Annotated in this window: 10 protein-coding genes; all 10 read left to right on the top strand. The window is 67.4% G+C overall.

All coding sequences use genetic code 11. The features are described from left to right. Positions 1-7: 7 nt before the first annotated feature. On the top strand, positions 8-535 hold the full coding sequence (locus QN206_05565; GenBank protein ID MDR7614275.1) for an SRPBCC family protein: 528 nt from the start codon (positions 8-10) through the stop codon (positions 533-535). Between the two features lies 1 nt (position 536). After that, the gene (glgB, locus tag QN206_05570; protein MDR7614276.1) at positions 537-2,414 is read left to right on the top strand and encodes a 1,4-alpha-glucan branching protein GlgB; all 1,878 of its coding nucleotides are present in this window, start codon (positions 537-539) and stop codon (positions 2,412-2,414) included. Next, on the top strand, positions 2,411-4,459 hold the full coding sequence (glgX, locus tag QN206_05575; protein MDR7614277.1) for a glycogen debranching protein GlgX: 2,049 nt from the start codon (positions 2,411-2,413) through the stop codon (positions 4,457-4,459). Before glgB ends, glgX begins: the two co-directional genes overlap by 4 nt. Then, positions 4,456-6,330: a 4-alpha-glucanotransferase gene (locus QN206_05580; protein MDR7614278.1), complete on the top strand. Its 1,875-nt coding sequence runs from the start codon at positions 4,456-4,458 to the stop codon at positions 6,328-6,330. Before glgX ends, QN206_05580 begins: the two co-directional genes overlap by 4 nt. Positions 6,331-6,524: 194 nt before the next feature. Then, on the top strand, positions 6,525-7,685 hold the full coding sequence (locus QN206_05585; protein MDR7614279.1) for a glycosyltransferase family 4 protein: 1,161 nt from the start codon (positions 6,525-6,527) through the stop codon (positions 7,683-7,685). Between the two features lie 443 nt (positions 7,686-8,128). After that, positions 8,129-8,554 (top strand): hypothetical protein, encoded by a 426-nt coding sequence (locus QN206_05590; protein ID MDR7614280.1) that lies wholly within the window; start codon positions 8,129-8,131, stop codon positions 8,552-8,554. A gap of 182 nt (positions 8,555-8,736) precedes the next feature. Next, positions 8,737-10,329: an alpha-amylase family glycosyl hydrolase gene (locus tag QN206_05595; GenBank protein ID MDR7614281.1), complete on the top strand. Its 1,593-nt coding sequence runs from the start codon at positions 8,737-8,739 to the stop codon at positions 10,327-10,329. A gap of 41 nt (positions 10,330-10,370) precedes the next feature. Beyond that, on the top strand, positions 10,371-11,468 hold the full coding sequence (locus QN206_05600) for an Mrp/NBP35 family ATP-binding protein (GenBank protein MDR7614282.1): 1,098 nt from the start codon (positions 10,371-10,373) through the stop codon (positions 11,466-11,468). 6 nt (positions 11,469-11,474) lie between these two features. After that, positions 11,475-12,986, top strand: a complete 1,512-nt coding sequence (locus QN206_05605) for an aldehyde dehydrogenase family protein (GenBank protein ID MDR7614283.1) — start codon at positions 11,475-11,477, stop codon at positions 12,984-12,986. Then, positions 12,983-13,915, top strand: a complete 933-nt coding sequence (locus QN206_05610; protein MDR7614284.1) for a DUF2090 domain-containing protein — start codon at positions 12,983-12,985, stop codon at positions 13,913-13,915. The genes QN206_05605 and QN206_05610 overlap by 4 nt, the downstream gene beginning before the upstream one ends. Positions 13,916-13,943 lie beyond the last annotated feature (28 nt).

A 13,943-nucleotide genomic window follows, 5' to 3' on the forward strand; every position in this document is an offset into this window, starting at 1 on the left:
GGCGGGCGTGTCTCCCCCCCGGGGCGTCGCGTACACGGGCAGCCGGTACTTCCGGGTCCCTCCCCGGCAGGTGTACGGGATGGTGGCGCGGCTGGATCGCCTGCCGAGATGGAGCGGGGTGTGGATGCGGGCGGAGGTGGTGGAGCGCAAACCCCACGCGGTGGTGGTGCACCTGAAAGGCTATCTGGCAGGAATTCCCGTGGAGTCCGTCATCCGGGCCACCCTGACCCCGCACGTCCAGGTGGCCTGGCAGCAGGCGTACGGGACGTTCCTGGACTATGCGGGAAGCTTTCAGCTGGAGCTCGTGGAGGAGGGCACTCTCCTTCGCTACGGAGTGGTTCTGGATCCGGGGATTTCGTTCCTCTCTCCGGAAGCGGTTCACCAGATCCTCGTCCAGGAAGTGGAGCACACCCTGAACCGGCTGAAGTGGAGCGCGGAGCGGGACATCCTGGCCGAGGAGATCCGGCTCCAGCGGGGACGGGGGCAGTCTCAGGGGGTGGAGGACGAGAGTTCCATGAACGCGTCCGAGGGATGAGATGCTTCTTCACCTGCTTACGGAGGAGGATGTCTACCTGTTCAACGAAGGGACGCATCTACGGGCGTACGAAAAGCTCGGGGCACACCCCGTGGAAGGGGGAACGTACTTCGCGGTGTGGGCACCCAACGCGCAGCGGGTCTCCGTCATAGGGGATTTCAATGGGTGGGATCCATACCGGCACCCACTCTCTCCTCGCGGGCGTTCCGGGATCTGGGAAGGCTTCGTACCCGGAGTCGGGCCGGGAGCCCTCTACAAGTACCGGATCACCTCCCGGCACGGGCCGGTGCTGGACAAGGCGGATCCCTTTGCGTTCCGGACAGAGACTCCGCCCGGGACAGCCTCCGTGGTATGGGATCTCACATATGGGTGGACGGATGGGGAGTGGATGGCGGACCGGGCAAAGCGAAACGCCCGGGAGGCCCCCATCGCCATCTACGAGGTGCACTTGGGGTCATGGCGGCGAGGGGAGAACGGCCGCTTCCTCTCCTACCGGGAGCTCGCATCGCGATTGGCCCCGTACGTCCAGGAGATGGAGTTCACCCATGTGGAGTTCCTGCCCGTGATGGAGCACCCCTACGACGGCTCCTGGGGGTATCAACTCACGGGCTATTTCGCACCCACGAGCCGCTACGGCACGCCCCAGGACTTCATGTACCTGGTGGACACCCTGCACCGGCACGGGATCGGGGTGATCCTGGACTGGGTCCCCTCCCACTTCGCCACGGATCCACACGGCTTGGCCTTCTTCGATGGCACCCATCTCTACGAGCACGAGGATCCTCGCCGGGGCCTGCACCCCGACTGGGGAAGCGCCATCTTCAACTACGGCCGCCACGAGGTTCAGAGCTTCCTCCTCAGCAGCGCCCTGTTCTGGCTGGACCGCTACCACGCGGACGGGCTCCGGGTGGACGCGGTGGCCTCCATGCTGTACCTCGACTACTCCCGGCCCGAGGGACAGTGGATCCCCAACGAGTACGGCGGGAGGGAGAACCTGGAGGCCATCGCCTTCCTGCGACGGCTGAACGAGGCAGTGTATCAGAACCATCCGGACGTGCAGACCATTGCGGAGGAGAGCACCGCTTGGCCCCTGGTCTCCCGTCCCACCTTCCTGGGAGGGCTCGGATTCGGATTCAAGTGGGACATGGGGTGGATGCACGACACCTTGCGGTACATGAGCCGGGATCCCGTTTATCGCAAGTACCACCACGAGGAGCTCACCTTTCGCATGCTCTACGCGTTTACGGAGAACTTCGTCCTGCCCCTGTCCCACGATGAGGTGGTGCACGGGAAGCGCTCTCTGCTGGAGAAGATGCCCGGGGACGACTGGCAGAAGTTCGCGAATCTGCGGTTGCTGCTGGGCTACATGTACGGACAACCCGGCAAGAAGTTGCTCTTCATGGGCGCGGAGCTTGCCCAGCGGCGGGAGTGGAGCCACGAGATGGAGCTGGACTGGCACCTTCTGACCGACCCGCGCCACCGGGGTGTGCAGCGATGGGTGCGGGACCTGAACCACGCCTACCGCACGGAGCCCGCCCTCCACCAGCTGGACTGCGAGCCGGAGGGGTTCGAGTGGGTGGAACCCCATGACCGGGATGCCAGCGTCCTGGTGTTCCTGCGCAAGGGCCGCCAGGGCGACCTGGTGCTGGTGGCCTGCAACTTCACCCCGGTTCCCAGGCCCCACTACCGGGTGGGCGTGCCCCGGCCCGGGTACTGGCGGGAGATCCTCAACAGCGACGCGGAGACCTACGGAGGATCGGGATGGGGCAACCTGGGGGGCGTGTGGGCGGAGGCGATCCCCGCCCACGGCCGGCCGTACTCACTGGATCTGACGCTCCCACCCCTCGGGGCGGTGTTCTTGCGGTGGGAGCGGGGATGAAGGTCCTCCCCGGGAGTCCCCACCCCCTCGGCGCCTGCTGGGACGGACAGGGGGTGAACTTCGCGGTCTTCAGCGTGCACGCGGAGGCGGTAGAGCTTCTGCTCTTTGACCGACCCGAAGACCCGGAGCCCGCCTATGTGGTTCCCCTGCCCGGCCGCACGGCCTCCGTCTGGCACGGATACCTGCCGGGACTCCGACCGGGACAGCTCTACGGCTACCGGGTGTACGGCCCCTACGAACCCTCCCGGGGCCACCGATTCAATCCGAACAAGGTCCTGCTGGACCCGTACACCAGAGCCATCGGTCGGAACCTTCACTGGCATGCCAGCCTCTACGGCTACCGGATGGGAGATCCGGAGGAAGACCTCTCCTTCGATCCCCGGAGCAGCGCCCCGTATGCGCCCCTTGGCGCGGTGGTGGATCCTTCCTTTGACTGGGAGGACGACTGTCCCCCCCGGGTGCCGTGGGAGGAGACGGTGATCTACGAGACACACGTGAAGGGGATCAGCAGACTCCACCCGGAGGTGCCGGAGGAACTGCGGGGGAGGTTCCTGGGACTCGTCTGTGAGCCCATCCTGGACCATCTGCGACGGCTCGGCATCACCACGGTGGAACTGTTGCCCGTGCAGGCAGCGGTCCAGGATCGGCGGTTGGTGGAGCGGGGCCTCGCAAACTACTGGGGGTATAACCCCCTGGCGTTTCTGGCGCCGGACCCCCGGTTCGCCGCAGGGGATGGCGTGAGTGCGGTCCGCGAGTTCAAGCGCATGGTGCGGGCGCTGCACCGAGCGGGGTTCGAGGTGATCCTGGACATGGTGCTGAACCACACGGGGGAAGGGGATCACCGGGGGCCCACGCTCTCCCTGCGGGGGATTGACAATCGCGCGTACTACAGGCTGCGGCCGGAGGCCCCCCGCTTCTACGAGGACGTGACGGGCACGGGAAATACCCTCGACTTCGCGCGCCCCTTCGTGGTGCAGCTGGCTTTGGACACCCTCCGGTACTGGGTCCTGGAGATGCACGTGGACGGGTTCCGCCTGGACCTTGCCCCGGCTCTGGGCCGGGTGGGGGATCGGGTGGACCTCCGTTCCGCCTTCTTCGAGGCGGTGGCCCAAGACCCCGTGCTCTCCCAGGTGAAGTTCATCGCGGAACCCTGGGACCTGGGCCCGGACGGGTATCAACTGGGCCGATTTCTGCCACCCTGGCGGGAGTGGAACGACCGGTACCGGGACGCGGTGCGCCGGTTCTGGCGGGGGGATGCGGGCATGAGCAGGGAGATGGCAGCGCGGCTGGTGGGAAGTCCGGATCTCTACCCTTCGCGGGGTCCTCTCGCTTCCGTGAACTACGTCACCTGCCATGATGGGTTCACCCTGGAGGACCTGGTGAGCTACCAGCGCAAGCACAACGAGGCGAATGGAGAAGAAAACCGCGATGGCCCGGAGGAGAACTACAGCACGAACTGCGGGGTGGAAGGGCCGAGCGGGTCTCCCGCGGTCGTCCGTTGCCGGGAGACCCTCAAGCGCAGCCTCCTGGCCACCGTACTGCTCTCCCAAGGAGTGCCCATGCTGCTCGGCGGGGACGAGCTCTCCCGAACCCAGCAGGGGAACAACAACGCCTATTGCCAGGACAACGAGATCTCCTGGTATTCCTGGGACCTCGATCCTCGCCGACAGGCGTTTTTGCGGTTCGTCCAGGAAGCGGTGGCATTCCGGAAAAGGCATCCCGGGTTCCGCAGGCAGACCTTTCCGCCCGTGCGGTGGTGGCACCCCGTGGGCCGGGAGGTGGCGAGCGGGGAGTGGGAGGCGCTACGGGCGTTCGGCATGCTCCTTCCGGGGGGAGAAGGAACCTTTCTCGTGCTGCTCAACGGTGGGGAGGATCCCGTGCGGTTTACGCTCCCGGAAGTCCCGGAGGGATGGGAGCGGGTGTGGAGTACGGATCCGGAGGACCGGGCTATTCTCCCACGAGTCCAGGAGGCCGTCCTCGTCCCGGCGCGCCAGCTGGTGGTGTTGCGGGGGGAAATCCCGTCTGTGGAGAGCGACGAGCGGTGAGAGGGGATCGAGGGGCACGTCCGTTCGGGATCCAGCTCGCCTACTGGGACATCTCGGGCCGCCTGCGTCGCTCCTCTCCCGATGCTGTCCGCGCGGTGGTGGATGCCCTGGGAGTTGATCCCCGCGCTCCGTTGCCCATCGTGGAACCCGTGACCGTGGCGTGGGAGGGAAGGATCCGGATCCTCCTACGGCTCCGCACGGAGCCGGATCGATTGGCCTGCTGGGTGCGGCGGGAGGACGGGGAGGAGGTCGGAGAGAGCCACCTGACCGCCTCGCCCCGGAGATCCGGAGGGTGGGAGGTGCGGATGCCGGGCCGGTTCCCCTTCGGGGTCCACGAGGCCCGGGTGGAGGTGGGCGGAAACGGGTATCGGACCACGGTGATCTCGGCCCCCCGCAGGATCGCCCTGCAGGGCGGGATCTGGGGAGTGTTCGCGCCGCTTTACGGGCTGTGGTCTCGCGGGAGCCAGGGCATCGGGGACTTCGAGGATCTCCGTCGGTTCGGGGAATGGGTGGCCGCGCGCGGGGGACATCGGGTGGGGACCCTGCCGCTTTTGCCCGTGTTTCCCGAGGATCCCAGTCCATACCGTCCCCTCAGCCGGCTTGTGTGGAGTGAGCTCTTCGTACGCCTGCCCGAGGATGGCGGATCTCCAGATGGGCAGCTCGTGGATTACCCCTCGGTTTTCGCCCGAAAGCGGGATCGCCTGATGGAACGAAGCGCCCACCTGGATCCCGCAGAGGAGGCGGAATTTCAAGCGTGGCGGGCCGTGCATCCCCTCGTGGAGGACTACGCCCGGTTCCGGGCCGCCTTGGAGCGCTTCCCACCCTCGTGGCGGACCTGGCCGGAGACCCTGCGGGAGAGCCGGAATTTCGAGGGCGTCTCGCCCGCCACGGTGCGCGCGTATGCGTACGGACAGTTTTTGGCCCACCGGCAGCTCGAGCATGCGGCGCGCGCAGGTCCGGGGCTGTATCTGGACTTTCCCCTCGGGGTACATCCGGACGGCTACGACGCCTGGCGGTTCCAGCACCTCTTCGTGGAGGGCGTTTCGGTCGGCGCTCCCCCGGATCCGTTTGCGGCGCAGGGCCAGGATTGGGGCTTTGCGCCGCTCCACCCCCTGCGCATCCGGGAGGAGGGATACGCGTATCTCCGCCGCTGCCTCGCCCACCATTTCCGGGTGGCCCGGCTGCTCCGGGTGGATCACGTGATGGGACTCCACCGGCTCTACTGGATCCCCCGGGGCTTTCCCGCCTCCGAGGGCGTGTACGTGCGGTATCCCGCGGACGAGTTGTACGCCTTGCTGCTCCTGGAAGCCTGGCGCCATGGGGCCGGGGTGGTGGGGGAGGATCTCGGGACCGTCCCGCGGGCAGTGCGCTCGAGGCTCGACAGGCATGGGTTGTGGCGCATGTACGTCCTGATCTTTGAGGGGGATCCCTCGGGGGGGCCCCGGGAGCCCGCGCCCAATACGGTGGCTTCCCTGGGAACCCATGACACCCCCCCTTTTGCCGCCTTTTGGACCGGGGAGGACGTCCGGGAACGGGAGGCGCTGGGCTTGGTGGATGCGGAGCGGGCGCGGTCAGAACGGGAACATCGGGAACGCGTGGTGGCGGGCCTGGCCCGGGCCTTTTCGGTGGATCCCACGGACGTGGCACGGGCACTGCGCGCGAGCCTGCGGTTCCTGGCCGCGAGTCGGGCCGCGTGCGTGCTGGTGAACCTGGAGGACCTGTGGCAGGAGCACAGACCCCAGAACCTCCCGGGAACCCTGGGCCACCAGTACCCCAACTGGCGCCGAAGACTCCGATACGCCCTGGAGGACCTGGACTCCCTCCCCGAGGTCCTCTCCGCGCTGGAGGCGGTGCGCCTCGAACGGACCTGACCTTTCCCCTCGGCCAGGCGTTCGGTCTTGCTGTCCTGCTCTCCGGAGGCGTAGAGTCTACAGCGCGGAGCCGATCTACCCGACGGAACGCGGACCCACCTTGTCCGATTTTCCCACGGTGAAGGCGTTGCCACCGGATCGCGCTGCCCACTCGTGGATGGGCTTCGTGTGCCGTGGACGGTCGAGGGAATGTCATGCGGGTTGCCCTCCTCGCGTGGGAGTCCTTGCACTCCATCCCCGTGGGCGGGGTGGCGGTTCATGTGACGGAGCTGGCCGCGGCCCTGGAACGGAAGGGCCACGAGGTCCACGTGTTCACCCGCATGGGGCCTGGCCAGCCTCAGCTGGAGCGGATCCAAGGCGTCTGGTACCACCGATGCCCTTTCGATCTGCATCCCGATTTCGTGGAGGAGATCCACAACATGTGCCGCTCCTTCGTGCACCACCTCTTCGCCACGGAGGACTACATGGGAGCGGGATTCGATGTCGTCCACGCCCACGACTGGCTCACGGCCCCGGCCATGATCTGGATTAAGGAGGGCAGGGGGCGGAGAGGGATCCTCACCATGCACTCCACCGAGTACGGGCGATGCGGGAACTGGTTCTGCGGAGGCCGATCCGCCCGGATCCGCGACATCGAGTGGCAGGGAACGTACGTGGCGGATCGGGTGATCACGGTCTCCCACGCCCTCCGTGGAGAGCTCCAGTGGATCTACCACCTTCCCGCCTGGAAACTCCACGTGATCTACAACGGGATCAACCCGCATGCCTTCGACGGTTTCCTTGATGCGGGAGCGGTAAAAGCCCGGTACGGGATCGGGCCCCTAGATCCCACGGTCCTGTTCTGCGGACGGATGACGTACCAGAAGGGTCCGGATCTCCTGATCGGTGCCATCCCCATGGTCCTCCCCTCCTATCCTCATGCGAAATTCGTATTCGTGGGAGACGGGGATATGCGGTGGATCTGCGAACAGGAGGCCCACGCACTCGGGGTGGCGCATGCCTGCCGGTTTTTGGGGTACCGGAACGGCCGGGAGCTCACCGAACTGTACAAGGCATGCGATGTGGTCTGCGTGCCGAGTCGGAACGAGCCCTTCGGCATTACCATCCTGGAAGCATGGAGCGCGGGAAAGCCCGTGGTGGCCACGAAGAACGGGGGTCCGGACGAGTTCGTTTGGCACGAGGTGAACGGTCTCAAGATCTATCCCCATCCGGAATCCGTGGCATGGGGGATCGGAACGTTGTTCCGCGACTTCGAGCGGGCCCGGTGGATGGGGCGGAACGGACGGGTGGCGGTGGAAACCGCTTTTAGCTGGGATCGGGTAGCGGAACAGACCCTCTCCGTGTACACCGCATGAGGAGGAGGTTATGGGCGAGGTGTTCCATCTGCTGGGGCTCCACACGCACCAACCTCCCGGAAATCTGGAGCTCCTCATCCCCCCGAGGACTGGGAGGATCAAGTGGAAGAGGGAAGGAGAAGGATCCGGGAGGTGTTCGGTCGGGACCCGCGAATCTTCTGGCCTCCCGAGCTGGCCTTCACCATGGAGATGATTCCGGTGCTGGTGCGGTCCGGGTACGAGTACGTGGTGGTGGACGGCGTGCATGTCCGGCCGATGGAGCGCATGGATTGGGAGGATGCCCTCGACCTCAGCAATGCCCAACAGAGTGGCCTGGATCCGACCTGGCTTGATGGAGCGGTGCGACACAAAACGGCGAGGGCCCGCAAACCCTGCCTGGTGACCACTTGGACGGATGGAGAGAACGGAGGGTGGTTCCGGCAGACTCGGGAAGAGGCGGGTTTTTGGGACACTTCTTCTCGCCGTACATGGAACGGGTGCGGGCAGGCCAGATCTCCATCCGCCCCATCTTGCTTTCGGAGTACGTGCGGGACCACCCGCCCGCATCCGTGGTCAGGGTGGAGCGGGGCGCCTGGAACATCGGCCCCCGGAGCGGGGAGGACTTCTCCCAGTGGGCGGAGAGCCCAGGGCAGCAGGGGGCTCTGAGGGCGCTGTGGGAGGTGAGCCGGCGTTCCCACGAGATCCGGCGACGGGTGAAGGCCGGGGTGCCGGAGGAGGTCCGGGAAAAGCTGAGCCGGGCCCGGGAGGCCATCCTCCGGGCCGAGACGAGCTGCTATCTCTATTGGGGAGACGCGTGGATCCCCCGGCTGAGGGCGGAGATCGAGGCGGCGGATCGGCTGTTGGAGGAGGTTGAGAGGGCAGTGGGGTGAACCATCGAAACCCGGAAGAAGGAGGGGGGTTCATGAGATGACCCTGGCCAAGTCGGACACCAGCACCGGGTACGCCAGCTACTACAACGTGTACGGAGCCCTGAAGTGCTCCGACTGCCGCCTTGAGTGGAGGTCGTACGTCCCGCAGCGATAGCCTCCGGGCCGTGGATCCGAGGGCGCGGATTCCCTGGTGGCGGACCGCGGTCGTTTACCACATCTACGTCCGGTCCTTCCAGGACACGGACGGGGACGGCGTGGGCGATCTCCCCGGGATCCTCCAGCGCCTGGACGATCTCGCGGACCTGGGCGTGGGGGCCGTGTGGCTCAGCCCCTTCTATCCCTCCCCCCAGAGGGATTTCGGGTATGACGTGGTGGATTACAGGAACGTGGATTCCGTCTTCGGGACGCTTGCCGATTTCGATCGCCTGGTGGGGGAGGCGCACCGACGTGGACTGCGGGTGATCCTCGATCTCGTGGCCAACCACACCAGCAGCGACCACCCGTGGTTCGTGGAATCCCGCCGCGGCCGCACGAGCCCCAAGCGGGACTGGTACGTGTGGCGGGACCCGCGGCCGGATGGAGGGCCTCCCAACAACTGGCTCAGCTTCTTCGGGGGACCCGCGTGGACTTTGGACCCGCAGACCGGGCAGTACTACCTCCACCACTACCTCCCCGAGCAGCCGGATCTGAACTACCGGAACCCGGAGGTCCTGGAGGCCATGCTGGAGGTGATGCGGTTCTGGCTGGAGCGCGGGGTGGACGGGTTCCGGGTGGACGCCGCAGCCCACCTCGTGGAGGATGCCTCCTTCCGGGACGAACCGCCCAACCCCGCCTGGCAGCCCGGGATGCGGGAACGGGACCGCCTGATCCACCTGTACACGGACCACCAGCCCGAGACCCACGCGGTGCTCCGGCACTTCCGGGCCCTGGTGGACCGGTGCAGCGAGCCCGGTCGGGAACGCGTCCTCATCGGGGAGGTGTATGCACCCTTTGGGATCCTGATCTCCTACTACGGTTCTCCGGAAGCACCGGAGTGCCACTTCCCCTTCAACTTCGCCCTGGTGGATCTCCCGGCCGAGCGGTGGACCGCGGAAGACCTGAAAGCCCTGGTGGAAGCATACGAATCCCTCTTGCCGGGTTGGGCCTGGCCCAGCTGGGTCCTCGGGAACCACGACCGACCTCGGGTGGCCACCCGCCTGGGGGAGGAGCGGACCCGGCTCGCCCACTTCCTGCTGCTGACCCTGCGGGGGACCCCAACCCTCTACTACGGGGACGAGCTGGGCCTCCAGGATCTACAGCTCTCTCCGGACCAGGTGCGGGACCTGCCCGGACTTCGGGAGCACGGGGGCCGGTGGTCCCGGGACGCGTCCCGGGCCCCCATGCCGTGGGACGACTCTCCGGGAGCGGGGTTCACCACGGGGATCCCCTGGCTTCCGCTCCCTCCGGATTTCCGCGTGCGGAACGTGGCGGCGCAACGGCAAGACCCGTCCTCCATGTTCCACCTCGTTCGGCGCCTGCTGCATCTTCGCCGGCAGACCCCCGCGCTTTTGGTGGGGGCTTACCGGTCCCTCCCTGCGCCGCCGGGCGTCTACGCGTACGAGCGCTTCACGGATCGGGATCGGGTCCTGGCGGCCCTCAACTTCTCGGACCGTGCACGGTCCGTGGAGGCTTCGGGTGAGGTCCTCCTCTCCACCCGTCTTGATCGGTCCGGTCCGGAGCGGGCCCCCGTGGAGCTCCGGCCGTACGAAGGGGTCCTCCTGCGGCCCTCGGAGTAGGGTGGTACGATGGAGGTGACCACGGAGTGCGAGGAGGCGGCATGCTCGGCTTTCGCAAGGGGCCCACCCGGGAGCAGGTTCTCGAGGCGCTGCGGGATGTGCAGGACCCGGAGCTGCACCGGTCCATCGTGGATCTGGACATGGTCCGGGACGTGCAGATCCGGGGCGGGGTGGTGCGGGTGGAGGCGTTGCTCACCATCGCGGGATGTCCCCTCCGGGAGACCATCGTCCAGTCCATCGAGGAGCGGGTGCGACGGCTTCCCGGGGTGGAGGGGGTGGAGGTGCACTTGGGCGTGATGGCCCCGGAGCAGCGACAGGCCCTCATCGAGAAGCTGCGGGGATCGCAGATGCCCGGCCGGCCGGCCTCCTTCCTCCGGCCGGAGAGCGGGGTGCGCGTGCTCGCCGTGGCGAGTGGCAAAGGAGGGGTCGGGAAGTCCACGGTGACCGCGAACTTGGCCGCGGCCCTGGCGCACCGCGGGCGGCGGGTGGGGGTGCTGGACGCGGACGTGTACGGGTTCAGCATCCCGAAGATGCTGGGGATCCAGGGACGGCCCACGGTGATCGACCAGATGATCCTGCCCCTGGAACGGGACGGCGTTCGGGCCATCTCCATGGGCATGCTGGTGGACACGGGTGAGGCCGTCATCTGGCGCGGGCCCATGCTCCATAAGGCCCTCACCACCTTCATCCAGGAGGTGCACTGGGGAGACATCGAGGTGCTGTTGCTGGATCTCCCCCCCGGGACCGGGGACGTCTCCATCTCCATCGCACAGCTGCTGCCGTGGGGGGAGATGATCATCGTGACCACTCCTCAGGAGGCCGCGGTGGAGGTGGCCCAGCGGGCCGCCCGCATGGCGGAGAAGGTGGGGATGCGGGTGGCCGGGGTGATCGAGAACATGTCCTACTACCGTCCCCATCCGGAGGCGGATCCCGTCTACCTCTTCGGAAAGGGCGGAGGGCGGACGCTGGCGGAGCGCATCGGCACGGAACTCCTGGCCGAGGTTCCGCTCGATCCCCGGGTGCGGGAGGGGAGCGATCGCGGGGAGCCCGTTGTGCGCACGCACCCTAGTTCTCCCGCGGCCCAGGCCTTCTTCCAGGCGGCGGATCGGCTCCTTGCCCAGAGCCGGGCGCGGAGGTAAGGCGGCATGCCGGAGGTCTACCACAACTACATCCGCGGGCGGTGGGTGCCCGCTCGATCGGGTGCTGTCTTCGAGTCCGTCAACCCTGCCACCGGGGAAGTCCTGGGGCTGTGTGCCTTATCCGGCCCGGAGGACGTGGCGGAGGCGGTGGTCGCGGCGAAGGAGGCCTTCCCGAGGTGGCGCAAGATCCCTGCCCCCCGGCGGGCGGAGATCCTCTACCGGGCCGCGGAGCTCCTGGTGCGGCGCAAGGAGCACTACGCACGGCTCATGACCCTGGAGATGGGCAAGATCCTCCTCGAGAGCCGCGGGGATGTGCAGGAAGCCATTGACATGACCTATTTCCTCGCGGGCGAGGGACGCCGCCTGCACGGGTACACCACGCCCAGCGAGATGCCCCACAAGGCCGCGTACTGCGTGCGCCAGCCCGTGGGCGTGGTGGGCGTCATCACGCCGTGGAACTTCCCCTTCGCCATCCCCAGCTGGAAGATCGTCCCGGCCCTGGTGTGCGGGAACACGGTGGTCTTCAAGCCCGCGCCGGAGGTCCCCATCCTGGGCGTGGAGTTCGTGCGATTGCTGGAGGAAGCGGGACTGCCGCCCGGGGTGTTGAACCTGGTTCTGGGCGGGGATGAAGCGGGCGCGGCCCTGGTGGAGCATCCCGACGTGGCCCTGATCTCCTTCACAGGGTCCACGGAGGTGGGCCTGCAGGTGGCGGAGAAGTGCGCTTCCCGGGGCAAGCGGGTGTCCCTGGAGATGGGCGGGAAGAACGCGGCCATCGTGATGGACGACGCGGACCTGGATCTGGCGGCCGACGCCCTCACGTGGAGTGCCTTTGGGACCACCGGACAGCGGTGCACCGCCTGCAGCCGCATCGTGGTGCACCCCCGGGTGCACGGGGAGATGGTAGATGTTCTGGTGGACCGGGCCAGACGCCTCCGGCTGGGAAACGGCCTGGACCCGGAAACCGAGGTGGGGCCCCTCGTGAGTGAGGCGCAGCTGCGGAAGGTGGAGCGGTACGTGCGGATCGGGCAGGAGGAGGGAGCGGTGGTTCGGGTGGGTGGGGAGCGGGCGATGGAGGGGGACCTCGCGCGGGGATTCTTCTTCCGGCCCACGGTCTTCGACTGGGTAGACCCCCGCATGCGCATCGCCCAGGAGGAGATCTTCGGCCCCGTGGTGGCGCTCCTGCAGGCGGAAGACCTGGAGGAGGCCATCCGCATCGTGAACGACGTCCCCTATGGGCTCAGCGCCTCCATCTTCACCCGGGACATCCAGAAGGCCATGCGGGCCGTCGAGGATCTTCACACGGGGATCGTGTACGTGAACCACGGAACCATCGGGGCGGAGGTCCACCTGCCCTTTGGGGGGACCAAGTTCACGGGGAACGGACACCGGGAGGGGGGGATTCAGGTGTTGGATGTGTTCACGGAATGGAAGTCCGTCTACATCGATTACAGTGGCCGGCTCCAGCGGGCCCAGATCGACCGGGAACCCGTGGTGCCGAGAGAGGAGGGAGGAGCATGAGCACGCCCCTCGGGTACACGAGTCCCCTGTACATCCTGGCCTTCGATCACCGGGAGTCCTTCAAGAAGCTGGTGGGGGTGAAGGGCGAGCCCACCCCGGAGGACCGCCAGAGGATCTCCGAGGCAAAGCAGGTGATCTTCGAGGGGTTCGAACGGGCCCTGGGCGAGGGCGCGCCCCGGGAGGCGTGCGGGATCTTGGTGGATGAGGAATTCGGGGCGGAGATCGCCCGGACCGCCAGATCGAAGGGGTATCTCTTTGCCATGCCCGTGGAGAAGTCCGGCCAGAGGGAGTTCGACTTCGAGTACGGGGAGGCCTTCGGGGCGCACATCGAGGCCTTCGACCCCACCTTCGCAAAGGTCCTGGTGCGGTACAACCCCGAAGGGGACGAGGCACTGAACCGGCGCCAGATTCAGAAACTCCGGCGGCTCTCGGACTGGCTGCACGCGCGAGGTCGGAAGTTCCTCTTCGAGCTGTTGATCCCGCCGGAGGAGTTCCAGCTCGCCGCCGTGGGGGGAGACGTGAACCGTTACGATCGGGAGGTCCGGCCCCGACTCATGGTGGCTGCCGTTCGGGCGCTCCAGGAGGCGGGGGTGGAGCCGGACGTGTGGAAGATCGAGGGGCTGGAAGATCGCGCGGACTGCGAGCGGGTCAGCGCGCAAGTGCGCTCCGGAGGCCGCGACCGGGTGGCGTGCGTGGTCCTGGGCCGGGGCGCGGACGAGGCCGCGGTGGTCCGCTGGCTGCAGGCGGGGGCCGGGGTTCCCGGATACATCGGATTCGCCATCGGCCGCACCATCTGGCACGATCCCCTCCAGGGCTATCTGGAAGGGAAGACGAGCCGGGAAGAGGCCGCTCAGCGGGTCGCGGCCAATTACCTCCGGATGATCGAGGTGTACCAGGAGGCCGACCAGACGGCGGGCGTGCGCCCGTGAGCCCCGCGGATCCTCGCCTTCCCCGGGC

It is taken from the genome of Armatimonadota bacterium (assembly GCA_031460175.1).
GTDB lineage: Bacteria > Sysuimicrobiota > Sysuimicrobiia > Sysuimicrobiales > Sysuimicrobiaceae > Sysuimicrobium > Sysuimicrobium tengchongense.